Annotated in this window: 15 protein-coding genes; 13 read left to right on the top strand and 2 right to left on the bottom strand. The window is 62.5% G+C overall.

The genetic code is table 11. From position 1 onward, the window contains the following. Window positions 1–83 precede the first annotated feature (83 nt). The 3 genes from purD to BFN67_RS14640 all read left to right on the top strand — a co-directional run bounded on the left by purD (window position 84) and on the right by BFN67_RS14640 (window position 4,019). Window positions 84–1,370, top strand: coding sequence for a phosphoribosylamine--glycine ligase (gene purD / locus BFN67_RS14650; RefSeq protein ID WP_080920304.1), 1,287 nt, complete (start codon window positions 84–86; stop codon window positions 1,368–1,370). 105 nt (window positions 1,371–1,475) lie between these two features. Beyond that, complete coding sequence (locus BFN67_RS14645) at window positions 1,476–3,251, top strand: acyl-CoA dehydrogenase family protein (protein ID WP_080920303.1); 1,776 nt, start codon at window positions 1,476–1,478, stop codon at window positions 3,249–3,251. 15 nt (window positions 3,252–3,266) lie between these two features. After that, complete coding sequence (locus BFN67_RS14640; RefSeq protein WP_080920487.1) at window positions 3,267–4,019, top strand: crotonase/enoyl-CoA hydratase family protein; 753 nt, start codon at window positions 3,267–3,269, stop codon at window positions 4,017–4,019. An 837-nt stretch (window positions 4,020–4,856) separates the two neighbouring features. On the opposite strand, the gene pdxH is transcribed toward BFN67_RS14640, so the two are convergent. Continuing rightward, a complete protein-coding gene (gene pdxH, locus BFN67_RS14635; protein WP_080920486.1) occupies window positions 4,857–5,474 on the bottom strand; it encodes a pyridoxamine 5'-phosphate oxidase in 618 nt (205 codons plus the stop codon). 38 nt (window positions 5,475–5,512) lie between these two features. Here pdxH and BFN67_RS14630 point away from each other — a divergent pair, with 38 nt between their 5' ends. The 4 genes from BFN67_RS14630 (at window position 5,513) to BFN67_RS14615 (ending at window position 8,547) form a co-directional block, all read left to right on the top strand. After that, entirely contained in the window at window positions 5,513–5,974 is a 462-nt protein-coding gene (locus BFN67_RS14630) for an RT0821/Lpp0805 family surface protein (RefSeq protein ID WP_080920302.1), read from the top strand. Between the two features lie 89 nt (window positions 5,975–6,063). Beyond that, on the top strand, window positions 6,064–6,999 hold the full coding sequence (locus BFN67_RS14625; RefSeq protein WP_080920301.1) for a DnaJ C-terminal domain-containing protein: 936 nt from the start codon (window positions 6,064–6,066) through the stop codon (window positions 6,997–6,999). 83 nt (window positions 7,000–7,082) lie between these two features. Further along, window positions 7,083–7,901 carry an enoyl-ACP reductase FabI gene (fabI, locus tag BFN67_RS14620; protein WP_080920300.1) on the top strand — a complete coding sequence of 273 codons (819 nt, stop codon included), beginning with the start codon at window positions 7,083–7,085 and terminating at the stop codon, window positions 7,899–7,901. Between the two features lie 58 nt (window positions 7,902–7,959). Beyond that, window positions 7,960–8,547 (top strand): histidine phosphatase family protein, encoded by a 588-nt coding sequence (locus BFN67_RS14615; RefSeq protein WP_080920299.1) that lies wholly within the window; start codon window positions 7,960–7,962, stop codon window positions 8,545–8,547. Window positions 8,548–8,559: 12 nt separating this feature from the next. Here BFN67_RS14615 and BFN67_RS14610 read toward each other — a convergent pair whose 3' ends face one another. Continuing rightward, complete coding sequence (locus BFN67_RS14610; RefSeq protein WP_080920298.1) at window positions 8,560–8,826, bottom strand: DUF1344 domain-containing protein; 267 nt, start codon at window positions 8,824–8,826, stop codon at window positions 8,560–8,562. Window positions 8,827–9,009: 183 nt separating this feature from the next. Here BFN67_RS14610 and aroC point away from each other — a divergent pair, with 183 nt between their 5' ends. From aroC to BFN67_RS14580, 6 genes are all read left to right on the top strand, one after another. Then, window positions 9,010–10,116, top strand: a complete 1,107-nt coding sequence (gene aroC / locus BFN67_RS14605) for a chorismate synthase (RefSeq protein ID WP_080920297.1) — start codon at window positions 9,010–9,012, stop codon at window positions 10,114–10,116. A gap of 103 nt (window positions 10,117–10,219) precedes the next feature. Next, a complete protein-coding gene (ribB, locus tag BFN67_RS14600; protein ID WP_080920296.1) occupies window positions 10,220–11,317 on the top strand; it encodes a 3,4-dihydroxy-2-butanone-4-phosphate synthase in 1,098 nt (365 codons plus the stop codon). Between the two features lie 83 nt (window positions 11,318–11,400). Next, the gene (locus tag BFN67_RS14595; protein WP_080920295.1) at window positions 11,401–12,327 is read left to right on the top strand and encodes a histone deacetylase family protein; all 927 of its coding nucleotides are present in this window, start codon (window positions 11,401–11,403) and stop codon (window positions 12,325–12,327) included. A gap of 3 nt (window positions 12,328–12,330) precedes the next feature. Beyond that, a complete protein-coding gene (locus BFN67_RS14590) occupies window positions 12,331–12,582 on the top strand; it encodes an exodeoxyribonuclease VII small subunit (protein ID WP_080920294.1) in 252 nt (83 codons plus the stop codon). 66 nt (window positions 12,583–12,648) lie between these two features. Beyond that, window positions 12,649–12,900: a type II toxin-antitoxin system Phd/YefM family antitoxin gene (locus BFN67_RS14585; RefSeq protein WP_080920293.1), complete on the top strand. Its 252-nt coding sequence runs from the start codon at window positions 12,649–12,651 to the stop codon at window positions 12,898–12,900. Continuing rightward, window positions 12,897–13,289 carry a type II toxin-antitoxin system VapC family toxin gene (locus BFN67_RS14580; RefSeq protein ID WP_080920292.1) on the top strand — a complete coding sequence of 131 codons (393 nt, stop codon included), beginning with the start codon at window positions 12,897–12,899 and terminating at the stop codon, window positions 13,287–13,289. Before BFN67_RS14585 ends, BFN67_RS14580 begins: the two co-directional genes overlap by 4 nt. The last annotated feature ends 12 nt before the right edge of the window (window positions 13,290–13,301 follow it).

The following is a 13,301-nucleotide window of genomic DNA, read 5'->3' as shown; positions in this document are numbered from 1 at the left end:
CCTTGAGGAACTTTCACGAAAGCCGACATTCTCTTATAGAGGCCGAAAATTGAGTCCAAACCACAGACACGTCAGGGCGGTTCATGAACGTTCTTCTTCTCGGTTCCGGTGGCCGCGAGCATGCGCTGGCCTGGAAACTGGCCGCTTCACCGATGCTCACGCGGCTTTATTGTGCGCCGGGCAATCCCGGTATCGCGAAGGAAGCCGAACTGGTCGAACTCGATGTCGCGGATCATGCCGCGGTGGCGGCTTTCTGTGCTGAAAAGGATATCGATCTGGTCGTGGTCGGGCCGGAAGTGCCACTGGTCGCCGGTATCGCAGACGATTTGCGCGCCGCCGGTGTCCGCATCCTCGGGCCGACGAAGGCCGCGGCCCAACTGGAAGGGTCGAAAGGCTTCACCAAGGAGCTTTGCGCACGTTATGGTATTCCGACCGCCGCCTTTGGCCGCTTCGACAATCTTTCCGCCGCCAAAGCCTATGTCGAGGAAAAGGGCGCGCCAATCGTCATCAAGGCCGACGGGCTGGCGGCCGGCAAGGGCGTCACCGTCGCCATGACGCTGGCCGAGGCGCTGGCCGCGCTCGAAGCCTGTTTTGAAGGCTCGTTCGGCAGCGCCGGAGCCGAGGTCGTGGTCGAGGAATATCTTGAGGGCGAGGAGGTCAGTTTCTTTTGCCTGTGTGACGGCAGGACCGCCTTGCCCTTCGGCACCGCTCAGGACCACAAGCGCGTCGGTGACGGCGACACCGGCCCCAACACCGGCGGCATGGGCGCCTATTCACCGGCCCCGGTGATGACGCACGAACTGACCGAGCGCACCATGCGTGAGATCGTCGAGCCCACGATGCGGGGCATGGCCGAACAAGGCGCACCGTTTTCCGGCATCCTGTTCGCTGGGCTGATGATCACCGATCAGGGGCCGAAGCTGATCGAATATAATGTTCGTTTAGGCGACCCGGAATGTCAGGTGCTGATGATGCGTCTCAAGGAGGATCTGCTCGTCCTTCTCAATGCCGCCGTCGATGGCCAGCTTGCACACGTTTCGGCGCGCTGGAGCGATGCCGTTGCGCTCACCGTGGTGATGGCCGCCAAAGGCTATCCCGGCACACCCGAAAAAGGCTCGGTCATCAGGGGTGTCGACCAGGCGGCGGGCGAGGGCGTCGAAATCTTCCATGCGGGCACCGCCATCAATGCCGGCGCGCTTGTCGCCAATGGCGGGCGGGTGCTTAATGTCACGGCAGCCGGATCGACGGTGGGCGCGGCGCAGGCCAGGGTCTATGATGCGATCGACAGGATAGACTGGCCGCAGGGCTTTTATCGTCATGATATCGGCTGGCGTGCAATCGAAAGAGAGGACAACACCGAACCGTCCTGATGGAATTGTGGCGCCAGTTGCTATAGTGACAGCTAAAGCATCCGGCTGAGACATCGAATCCGGTTTTCGGCCTGATGTTCGCCCTGACACAAGGGGAGGAGCGGCATGTATCGTGCACCGGTCGAAACCATCGCCTTCACGCTCAATAAAGTCGCCGGCCTCGATGCCGCGCTGGAGGCCGGCACGTTCGGCGATCTCGACCGCGATGTGGTCGAGGCGATCCTTGCCGAAGCCGGCCGTTTTGCCGGCGAGGAGCTGGCGCCGCTGGCAAAGGTCGGTGACGGCGAAGGGGCGAAGCTCGAAGGCGCCGTCGTCACCATGCCGGCCGGCTGGCGCGATCTTTACCGGCGCTGGGCACACAGTGGCTGGAACGCGCTGACCGGCCCGATACACTACGGCGGGCAGGGCCTGCCGACCATGCTTTCCGTCGCCGTGCTCGAAATGTGGAATTCGGCCTCGATGGCCTTCGGCGTCGGCCCGACACTCACCATGGGCGCGATCGAGGCGCTGGACAAGCACGCGACCGCCGCTCTCAAGCACACTTATCTGGCCAAGCTCGTCTCCGGCGAGTGGATGGCGACGATGAACCTGACGGAGCCGCAGGCCGGCTCCGACCTCAATGCCCTGCGTACCCGTGCGGAACGCGGCCCGGACGGCACCTATCGTATTTTCGGCCAGAAGATATTCATCACCTATGGCGAGCACGATCTCACCGACAACATCGTGCATATGGTGCTGGCGCGCCTGCCCGACGCGCCTGCCGGCACGCGTGGTATTTCGCTGTTCCTGGTGCCGAAATTCCTTCTGAACAAGGATGGCTCCCCCGGCCGCCGCAACGATGTGTTCTGCGCCGGCATCGAGCGCAAACTCGGCATCCATGCCTCGCCCACCTGCACCATGGTCTATGGCGACGGTTTCGAGGGCGCAGAACCCGGCGCCGTCGGCTGGCTGGTCGGCGAGGAGAACAAGGGGCTGGCCTGCATGTTCACCATGATGAACAATGCCCGCCTCGCCGTCGGCATACAGGGCGTGGCGGTGGCCGAGGCCGCCTTCCAGAAGGCGCTGGCCTATGCCAATGAGCGCCGTCAGGGCAGGGCATCGAGCTATGCGGGCGACGGCATGGCGCCGATCGTCCACCACCCGGACGTTCAGCGCAATCTCTTGACCATGAAGGCCCTGACGCAAGCCGCCCGTTCGATCTGCTATGCCTGTGCGCACGCCATCGACATGGCGCACCATACGAAGCGCGACAAGGCGCGGTATTGGCGCGAGCGCGCCGATCTGCTGACGCCGCTGGCTAAGGCCTTTTCGACCGATGTCGGCGTTGAAGTGACTTCGCTCGGCGTGCAGGTCCATGGCGGCATGGGCTTCATCGAGGAGACGGGCGCGGCCGCCCTTTACCGCGATGCCCGTATTGCCCCGATCTATGAAGGCACCAATGGCATTCAGGCCATCGATCTGGTGCTGCGTAAGCTCGATCTCAGCGAAGGCGAGCATGTGCATTATTACATCGGCGAACTCGCCGCCATCATCGCCGAGGTGCAGGAATCCAATCATCCCGGCTTCGGCCATACCGGCGATCTGATGGACGATGCGCTGGATGTCCTGACCGAGGTGACAGGGCATTTGCAGAGACTGCTCCTCGACGGGAAAACCGATGAGGTGCTGGCGGGCGCCACGCCTTATCTTCGGCTGTTTTCGCTGGCCGCGGGCGGTGCATACCTGGCCAAATCCGCCCTGGCCGGCAATGATGCGGACCGGATCGCGCTGTGTCGCTTCTATGCCGAGAACCTCCTGAGTGAAGTGGTGGCGCTGCGCGGGCGCGCCATCGACGGTGCGGCCAGCCTGCTCGATGCCGGCAAGGCATTGGCTTCGGATTGAACCCAAGAGATGGCCGTGACCGATCACATTCTCGTCGAGCGCAGGGGCGCCGCGCAGATCGTCCGCATGAACCGCCCGGACAAGAAGAACGCGCTGACCGGGGCGATGTATGCCGCCATGTCGGTGGCGCTGGCCGCTGGCGAAGCCGACGAAGCGGTGCGCGTGCATGTCTTTTTCGGTGTGCCGGGCGCGTTCTCGGCCGGCAATGACCTTGGAGACTTCCTCGATATCGCCAATGGCGATGACGGCGGTTCAGAGGTCTGGGATTTCCTGCTGGCATTGGCGCAATTGCGGAAACCCGTCATTTCCGGGGTCGATGGCATCGCCGTCGGTATCGGCACGACGCTCAACCTGCATTGCGACCTGACTTTCGCCACGCAGCGCACCGTCTTTCTCACCCCCTTTGTCGATCTCGGCCTGCTGCCGGAGGCCGGCTCCAGCCTGATCGTGCCGCGCTTGCTCGGGCCACAGCGGGCGTTTGCCCTGCTGGCGCTGGGCGAGGGATTGTCGGCGACCGACGCCAAGGCTGCGGGCCTGATTTACGATGTCGTTGCCGAAGATGCGCTTGAGGAAACGGTTATGGCGGCGGCGGAGCGCATTGCCGCCAAGCCGCAGGAGGCCCTGCGCATGGCGCGTGAACTGATTCGTGGCCCACGCGATGCCGTGGTCGCCCGCATCGGCGAGGAAACCGCCCGCTTTCGTGAGCGGCTGAAATCCGACGAGGCACGTGCGGCGCTGCGCGCATTCATGGAGCGCAAGAAAAGATAAAGCCTGATCCCGAAAAGTTGCAGACTTTTCGGATAAGATCATGCGCTAAACAATTGAGCGAGATGGCGGCTCAACGAGATGTCATTTCGCGCCAAGCCGCACTTCACCGTTGCCACGCCCGGCTTTCGCCGTCTGGCCATTTCAAAGAACGGACCTTTCTTTTGGAAAGGTCGGGAGACGGCGCATGGCATTGCGCCTGGTTATTTAAGTAGTGACGCTCTGCCATGCGCCGCCGGCGTTTCTACCCTTACCTTTCCCGGCCCATCGCCCATTTGCGGGCGCGAGCAACGCAGGTCCGGTTCGGGCCGGGCGGTTCCGTTCACTGTTACGGATAACACACCCGGCGCCACACTTGCCTGGATGCTCGAGTGTGCACACCCGTTCCCGCTGGCAAGCTGCTGAGACGGATTATGGGGGAAGGATGGCGGGTGTGGATAAAGCAAGTGCGAAGAAATCACCGCTGAATGGGCAAGCGTCTGATTGGCAAGGGAAATATCTTTGCCAATGATTGACTGTCGTGATTTTTCATCCACGCCAATCATGACTGTCAGCGGGACAGCACCCCCCTCTGGCCTGCCGGCCATCTCCCCCACAAGGAGGGAGATCAGCAGCTTTGCCCATCTCGCCAGTTCTGCAACGTTTGCGATTGGCGAAAACCGCCGCGACATCTGATCTTCCTCCCTGTGGGGAGATGGCCGCCCTTCGATAAAACTCAGGAGGCAGAGCGGGGTGTATCGCGCCAAGCTCCCTCATCGTGAGGAGGCGGCGTGAGCCGCCGTCTCGAACGGCGCAGGGCAACCCGTTACGCAGCACCATGAAAGCGGGCCATATCATCCTCTACGGATAAAGCCGCGTCTTGTCCCAGCCGCCATCCTTGTTGCGTGAAAATACGACGCGGTCGTGCAGCCGGAACGGGCGGTCGTGCCAGAACTCGATGCTGCTCGGCATGATGCGCAAGCCCGACCAGTGTTTTGGCCGTGGAATTTCGCCAATGGCATAGCGCGCCGTATATTCGGCAACGGCTTTTTCCAGCGCGAAACGGCTTTCCAGCGGCCGGGACTGTTTCGAGGCCCAGGCGCCGATACGGCTGCCGCGCGGTCGGCTGGCGTAATAGGCATCGGCCTCGGCGTCGCTGACGATCTCGACCGGCCCGCGCACCCGAACCTGCCGCCGCAGCGACTTCCAGTGAAAGCACATCGCCGCCTTCATGCTGCCGAGGATCTCGCGGCCCTTGGCGCTTTCGAAATTGGTGTAGAAGGTGAAGCCGCGTTCGTCGAAACCCTTCAGCAGCACCATGCGCACGTCGGGCAGGCCGTCTGCGTCGACGGTGGCTAGCGCCACGCCGTTCGGGTCGTTGGGCTCGCTCTTTCCGGCATCCTCCAGCCATTCGGCGAACAATCTGAAAGGCTCCGCCCGCTCGGTGAAGTCACTCGATGTTAACTCCGTGTCGCTCATAAGTTTTTCAGTTCCATTTTTTGGCAGGAGATCAGCCATTGTCGCTCACCGCGTCGGTTTTTGACAGGCGGCAAAGCCACATTATCGCTTCTGCCAGGCCTGCGGCCGCGCTGTTGATTGCCGCTCTTGCCCTGAGCGGTTGCGGCATGGGCGGGTTCAGCCTTGAAAAGGCCGAGGTGGATCGCTCCATCGTCACCGGGTCGATCGCCTCCGGCCCGGATCAGCCTGCGCCCGATCTCGTCGCCGACAAGGCGACCATCCGTGATGCGGTGTCCTCCGCCGATGTCGCGACGCTGGCCGGCGGGGCGGTGGTGTGGGCGAACGCCGCGACCGGGTCGCGCGGTTCGATCAGCGGCCTGAGCGAGAACAACAACGGCAGCGAGCCCTGCCGGCGGTTTTCCACGTCGCGCGAGCGTTATGACGGCGTGGCTATGTATAAGGGCGAAGCCTGTATGGTTTCGCAGGGGTTTTGGACGCTTACCGAGTTCAAGCCCCTCTGATTTCGGCCATTCGTGTGGAAACACTGGAATTTCTTCCTATACCGACGCATATAGGAGTGGTGAATTCACCCGCTTTGCAGGCAGGATCAATGCGCGACCCTTATGAGGTGCTGGGCGTAGCCAAAAACGCTTCGGCCAAGGACATAAAATCGGCTTACCGCAAGCTCGCCAAGAAATATCATCCGGACCAGAACCCGGACGATCCCAAGGCGAAGGACCGTTTTGCCGCCGCCACTCAGGCCTATGAGGTCATTGGCGACGACAAGACCAGGGCGGCGTTCGACCGTGGCGAGATCGATGGCGAGGGCAAACAGCGGTTTCAGGGCTTCGAGGGCTTCCAGAACGCCGGCGGCGGCGATCCTTTCGCCGGTTTTCGCCAGCAGCGCGGCGGGCCGGGTGGCGCTCACTTCGAGTTCAGGTCCAGCCGTCCGGGCGGTGACCCGTTCGACGGCAACAGCGATATTTTCAGCCAGATATTCGGCGACGCCCTGCGCGGCGGCGGAGGCGGCATGGGCGACCGTCGCCGCGCCTCCGCCGGCGCCGATCTCAACGTGACGTTGGATGTCACGATCGAGGAGATCGCCACCGCGGCCAAGGTCACGGCGCAGTTTCCCGACGGCCACAAGATCGCTGTCAAACTGCCGGCCTATGTCGAGGACGGCCAGACGATCCGCCTCAAGGGGCAGGGCGCGCAGGGGCCGGGAGGGCCGGGCGACGCGCTGGTCAAGATTCGCCTGCGGCATGATCCGCGCTATCGGGTTGAAGGCCGCGATCTTCACGCCGACCAGCCGGTTCCGCTTGCCGATGCCGTGCTGGGCGCCAAGGTCGCGGTGGACACGCCGACCGGCCGGGTCGCGGTCAATGTGCCGGCATGGTCGAGTTCGGACAAGATTTTGCGCCTGAAAGGCCGTGGCCTGCCGCTCAAGGCCGGCGGCCATGGCGATCTCTATGTCCATGTGCGCCTGATGCTGCCGGAAGGCGGCGACAGCGAGCTTGAGGCGCTGATGCGCGCGCGCAAGGATTAAGCTGTTCGTTTGGGCGCTTGAAGGCTGTGTGTGCCTGTGCGATAGGCACTCCAAATCGATTGATATGTCTGGAGAGCGGTCACATGGCAGGTCAACAGGGCCTTATGGCAGGCAAGCGCGGCGTTGTTCTCGGGGTCGCCAACAATCGGTCGATCGCCTGGGGCATCGCCAAGGCATGCGCCGATCAGGGTGCCGAACTCGCCTTCACCTATCAGGGCGATGCGCTGAAGAAGCGCGTCGAGCCGCTCGCCGCCGAGATCGGCGCTTTCGTCGCCGGCCATTGCGACGTCACCGACATGGCGAGCATCGACGCCTGCTTTGCCGCCATTGAAAAGAAATGGGGCAAGCTCGATTTCGTCGTGCACGCCATCGGTTTCTCCGACAAGGAGGAACTGACGGGGCGCTATGTCGATACCAGCCACGGCAATTTCCTGCGCACCATGGACATCTCCGTCTATTCCTTCACCGCGATCGCCCAGCGCGCCGAGAAATTGATGAACGACGGCGGCTCGATCCTGACCATGACCTATTACGGCGCCGAAAAGGTCATGCCGAACTACAATGTCATGGGCGTGGCCAAGGCAGCACTTGAGGCCAGCGTGAAATACCTGGCGGTGGATCTCGGGCCGAAGCACATCCGCGTCAACGCCATCTCGGCCGGGCCGATCAAGACGCTGGCCGCGTCGGGCATCGGCGATTTCCGCTATATCCTCAAATGGAACGAATATAACGCGCCGCTGCGCCGCAGCGTCTCCATCGAGGAGGTCGGCGATGCCGGGCTCTACTTCCTGTCGGACCTGTCGCGCGGTGTCACCGGCGAGGTTCATCACGTCGATTCGGGCTACCATGTTGTCGGCATGAAGGCCGTCGACGCCCCCGATATCGCCACCGTCAAGGACTGATCTGCGGTCCAGCCTTTCTTCACACAAGCCCTTTAATTCAGGGGAAGCAGGAGCGGAAATGTCCGCACTCGCCTATTTCGTGCGTCATGGCCAGACCGACTGGAACGCACAGGACCGGTTGCAGGGCCAGTCCGACATCGATCTCAACGCGCTGGGGCGACAACAGGCGAGCGAGAACGGCCGCAAGCTATCGGCGCTGATCGGCAAGGCGGAGGGGTTCGATTTCGTCGCAAGCCCGATGCGGCGCACCCGCGACACGATGGAACTAGCACGCACCGCCATGGGGCTCGACCCCACGGCCTACCGCACCGATCCGCGGCTGGTGGAGGTGAATTTCGGCGAATGGCAGGGTTTCACCTATGCCGAGCTGGAGGCGCGGCATCCTGGCACCGCGCAGGAACGCTCGCTCGACAAATGGGATTTCTTGCCGCCGGGCGAGGGTGCCGAAAGCTATGCGATGCTGTGTGAGCGCATCAGGCCATGGCTGGAAGAGCTTGCCGGCGACACGGTTTGTGTCACCCATGGCGGCGTTATCCGCGTCCTGTTCCACCTCATCGAGAAGGTGCCCGGCAACGAGGCCGCGAACCTTGAAACCCCGCATGACAAGGTGTTGCGACTGCGCGGCGGCCGCCTGGAATGGCTATAAGCCATCTCGTCCTCAGTCGTCCGGCAATTGCATGTCGGTGATGACGTTTTCGCCGTTGGTGACGTCATAGGCGATGACGATATCCATGCCGACCTTCAGCGAATCCATATTCATTTCGCCGTTCAGCTTGTAGGCCTTGCCGTCATCGAGGGTGAGCGTCATGCCGTCCTTGTCGATTTTCTTGATGACGCCTTCGGTCTGGGCGGCAAAAGCCATTCCACATGTGAACAGCAGGGCGGCTACGGCGCCGGCAAGCATACGCCTCGAAATACTACGCATATTCGTCCTCACTGGTTTGTGCCTGGCGCACGTGATTCATAATCGAGGGGCGACCCCATTCGAAGAATATGTCAAAACTAAAACCACTCAGTCACAAGCGATGATCGGCTGTACCATCGTTTGACCCTTGCGGGAAACGGCAATAGAAGGCGGCGGTCAGCCGCCGCGTTAGGGCCATCAGGAATGTCGCATAACACCTTCGGCCATCTCTTCCGTGTCACCACCTGGGGCGAGAGCCATGGGGCAGCGCTCGGCTGCGTGGTGGATGGCTGCCCGCCCGGCATTCGCTTCACCCGCGCCGAAATCCAGGCCGATCTCGATCGCCGCCGCCCCGGTCAGTCGCGCTTTGTCACCCAGCGCCGCGAGCCCGACGAGGTGAAGATCCTGTCCGGATTCATTTTGGATGACGACGGCGTCACGATGATCACCACCGGCACGCCGGTTTCGATGCTGATCGAAAATGTCGATCAGCGATCCAAGGATTATGGCGAGATTGCCCGCCAGTATCGCCCCGGCCATGCCGATTACACCTATGAGTTGAAATACGGCCTGCGCGACCATCGCGGCGGCGGCCGTTCCTCGGCCCGCGAGACAGCCGCGCGCGTCGCCGCCGGCGCACTGGCGCGCAAGGTCGTGCCGGGCATGGTCGTGCGCGGTGCTCTGGTTGCCATGGGCGACAAGGCCATCGAGCGCGCCAACTGGAACTGGAATTTCGTCGATGACGCCGAAAACCCGTTCTTCACGCCCGATCCGGCCTCCGTGCCGGTCTTCGCCGATTATCTTGACGCCATCCGCAAGGCCGGATCGTCGGTCGGCGCGGTGATCGAGGTGGTGGCCGATGGCGTGCCGCCTGGCCTCGGCGCGCCGATCTATGCCAAGCTCGATCAGGACATCGCGTCGGGCCTGATGTCGATCAATGCGGTCAAGGGCGTCGAAATCGGCAACGGTTTCGAGGCCGCCCGCATCACCGGCGAGGAAAACGCCGACGAGATGCGCATGGGCAATGACGGCAGGCCGGTTTTCCTGTCGAACCATGCCGGCGGCATATTGGGTGGCATTTCCACCGGCCAGCAGATCGTCGCCCGTTTCGCCGTCAAGCCGACCTCGTCGATCCTCACGCCGCGCCAGTCCATCGACATGGACGGCAAGGATGTCGAGGTTCGCACCAAGGGACGTCATGATCCATGCGTCGGCATCCGCGCCGTGCCGATCGGCGAAGCGATGCTTGCCTGCGTGATTGCGGACCATTATCTGCGGCACAGGGGGCAGGTGGGGGAAGGACGGCAGTAGGCAGTCGGCAGTCGGTTATGGCTTTCGCTTCGTCCCGTCTTCCCTTATTGCCTATTGCCTATTGCCTATTGCCTGATGCCGATTGCCGCGAACGAAGTGAGCCATGTACGACCAGAAGAAGATCGTTGAAGCCATCCGCGCCTTCGAGCGCGGCGAAATCGTCGTCGTCATGGACGATGACGGGCGCGAGAACGAAGGCGATTTGATCGTCGCCGCCGTCCATTGCAGCCCGGAAAAGATGGCGTTCATCGTGCGCCACACCTCGGGCATCGTCTGCACGCCGATGACGCGGGCCGACGCCAAGCGGCTGAACCTGGCACCGATGGTGGCCGACAATGATTCGGCCCACACCACCGCCTTTACCGTCAGCGTCGATTTCAAGCACGGCACCACCACCGGCATATCGGCCGAGGACCGCACGCTGACCGTGCGCAACCTTGCCAATGGCAATGTCGGCGGCTCGGATTTCGTCCGGCCTGGCCATATCTTCCCGCTGATCGCGCGCGAGGGCGGCGTGCTGATGCGCTCCGGCCATACCGAGGCGGCGGTCGATCTGTGCAAGCTGGCGGGATTGCCGGCGGTCGGCGTCATCTCCGAACTCGTCAACGATGACGGCACGGTCAAGCGCGGCCCGCAGGTTGACGCTTTCGCGAAAGAGCACGGGCTAAAGCAGGTTTCGGTCGCGGACCTGATCGCCTATCGCCAGCGCCAGGAAACGTTGATCGAGCGCGTCGCCTGTTCGGATATCGAAACCCCCGGCGGCAAGGCCAAGGCCTTCACCTACACGCTGCCATGGGACGTGATGCACCATCTCGCTGTCGTCTTTGGCGATATTCGCGACGGCCATGAGGTGCCGGTGCGGCTGCATTCGGAGGACGTGGTGGGCGATGTGTTCGGCACCCGCCACAGGCTGGACGATGTGATGCGGACCATGGGCGAGCGCCAGCGCGGCGTGATCGTCTATCTGCGCGAGGGCTCGGTCGGCGTGGCTCATCAGGATCGCCAACGCCCCGCAGCCGAGGGCCGGGAAGACCATGAGGAGGCGCGCCGCCGCGAGAACGAGTGGCGCGAGATCGGTCTTGGCGCCCAGATTCTGAAAGACCTCGGGATTTCCTCGATCAAGCTGATCGCCTCGCGCGAACGCCATTATGTCGGCTTGGAGGGCTTCGGCATCCATATCGCCGAGACCGAAATTCTGTAGCCTGCCGCCGATCTTCTGTTGAACAGGGCAGGGCGGGAGGCGCGGTGCATGGCCAAATCGCCTCTGCGCGCCTATATCGGGGCATGACCACCCGTCTCTATACCCATCCGATTTTTCTGGAGCACATCACGCCGCCGGGTCATCCCGAGCGGCCGGACCGGCTGCGCGTCATCGAGCGGGTGCTGGACGAGGAAGCCTTTATCGGCGTTGATCGGGTCGAAGCGCCGTTGGGCGATGAGGCGACGATCCTTTACGCGCACCCGGCTGATTTCGTGGAGCGTGTGCGCGCCGCCATTCCCGAAACCGGCATTGTCCGCATCGATGGCGACACCACGGCCAGCCCGAAAAGCTGGCAGGCGACGCTGACGGCAATCGGCGCGGCGAACGCGGCGGTGGACGACGTATTCTTGGGCACGGCCGACAATGTCTTCATTGCGGCCCGTCCGCCCGGCCACCACGCCGAGAAGGCCACGGCGATGGGCTTTTGCCTGTTCAACCATGCGGCCATCGCCGCGCGCCATGCGCAGAAGAAACACGGTGCCGAACGCGTGGCCATCATCGACTGGGACGTTCACCACGGCAACGGCACGCAGGATATCTTTTGGGACGACCCCTCCGTGCTCTATTGCTCGACGCATCAGATGCCGCTTTTTCCCGGCACCGGAGCGAAAAACGAGATGGGTGCCGGCAACATCGTCAACGCGCCGCTTGCGCCCGATACCGGCAGCGATATCTTTCGCGAGGCGCTTTCTTCTCGCGTGCTTCCGGCTGTCGATGCTTTCCGGCCCGATCTCATTATCGTTTCGGCCGGTTTCGACGCGCATCGCCGCGACCCACTGGCCGAGATCAATCTCGATGAGGCGGATTTCGACTGGGCGACCGGGCAGGTCATGGAATGCGCCGCGCACCATTGCGACAACCGTCTGGTCAGCCTGCTCGAAGGCGGCTACGACCTGCACGGGCTGGCGTTTTCGGTCGCCGCCCATGTCGGCCGATTGATGAAGGGATAGGGTATGGACGGCGCAAGCAATGACGACATCAAGACGATGAGCTTCGAGCAGGCGCTGGATGCGCTGGAGAAGATCGTCGAGGATCTGGAACGGGGCGAGGTGCCGCTCGATCAGTCGATCCGCATCTACGAGCGCGGAGAGGCGCTGAAGGCGCATTGCGACCGCTTGTTGAAGGCCGCCGAGGATAAGGTTGAAAAGATTCGCCTTTCGCGTGACGGCAAGCCGACGGGGACGGAGCCGCTCGACGGGGAATAGCGCGGGCTTGTTGAACTGGCGCGCTCGACCGCATATACTTAGCCATAGTTAGCTAAGGAGATCACCATGGGAATGGTGAACATGCATGAGGCCAAGACGTCGCTGTCCAAACTTGTGGAAGCGGTGGAAAGCGGGGCAGAGGAAGAAATCGTCATCGCGCGCAACGGCAAGCCGGCAGCGAGGCTGGTGCCGATTGCTGTCCCGAGGAAGAAGCGCCGGCTGGGATTGCTCGCCGGCAAATACCCGCCAATGGATTTTGAAGCCTTTCAGGCCATGGATGCTGAGATTGAGACCATGTTCCTCGGTAAGGAAAAGTGAGGCTCCTTCTCGACACACACGTAGCGATCTGGACGCTCACCGAGCCCAAGCGTATCCCCTCAAATCTTATGGAATGGATCGGTGATGCCGAGAACACCGTTAGCGTTTCCGCGGCGGCCGTGTGGGAGATCGCTATAAAACACCGGCTGCGGCGTCCCGATAGCCCGCCCTTTTCTGGCCATGAGGCAATCAGGCATTTCGAAACGGCCGGGTTTTTACTGATAAACATCACGCCGGCACACGCCGCATTCGTTGAGCGATTGCCATTGTTGCATGGCGACCCGTTCGACCGCATCATGCTTGCACAGGCGATCATGGAGGACATGCAGTTTGTGACATTCGATCGCCACCTAGCGCGCTATGATGTGGGAATTCTTACCTGGCCATAACGAAGGAGACCG

The organism is Manganibacter manganicus, from assembly GCF_002075885.1.
Classification (GTDB): Bacteria; Pseudomonadota; Alphaproteobacteria; order Rhizobiales; family Rhizobiaceae; genus Mesorhizobium; species Mesorhizobium manganicum.
This window is presented reverse-complemented; position numbering and strand designations above follow the sequence as displayed.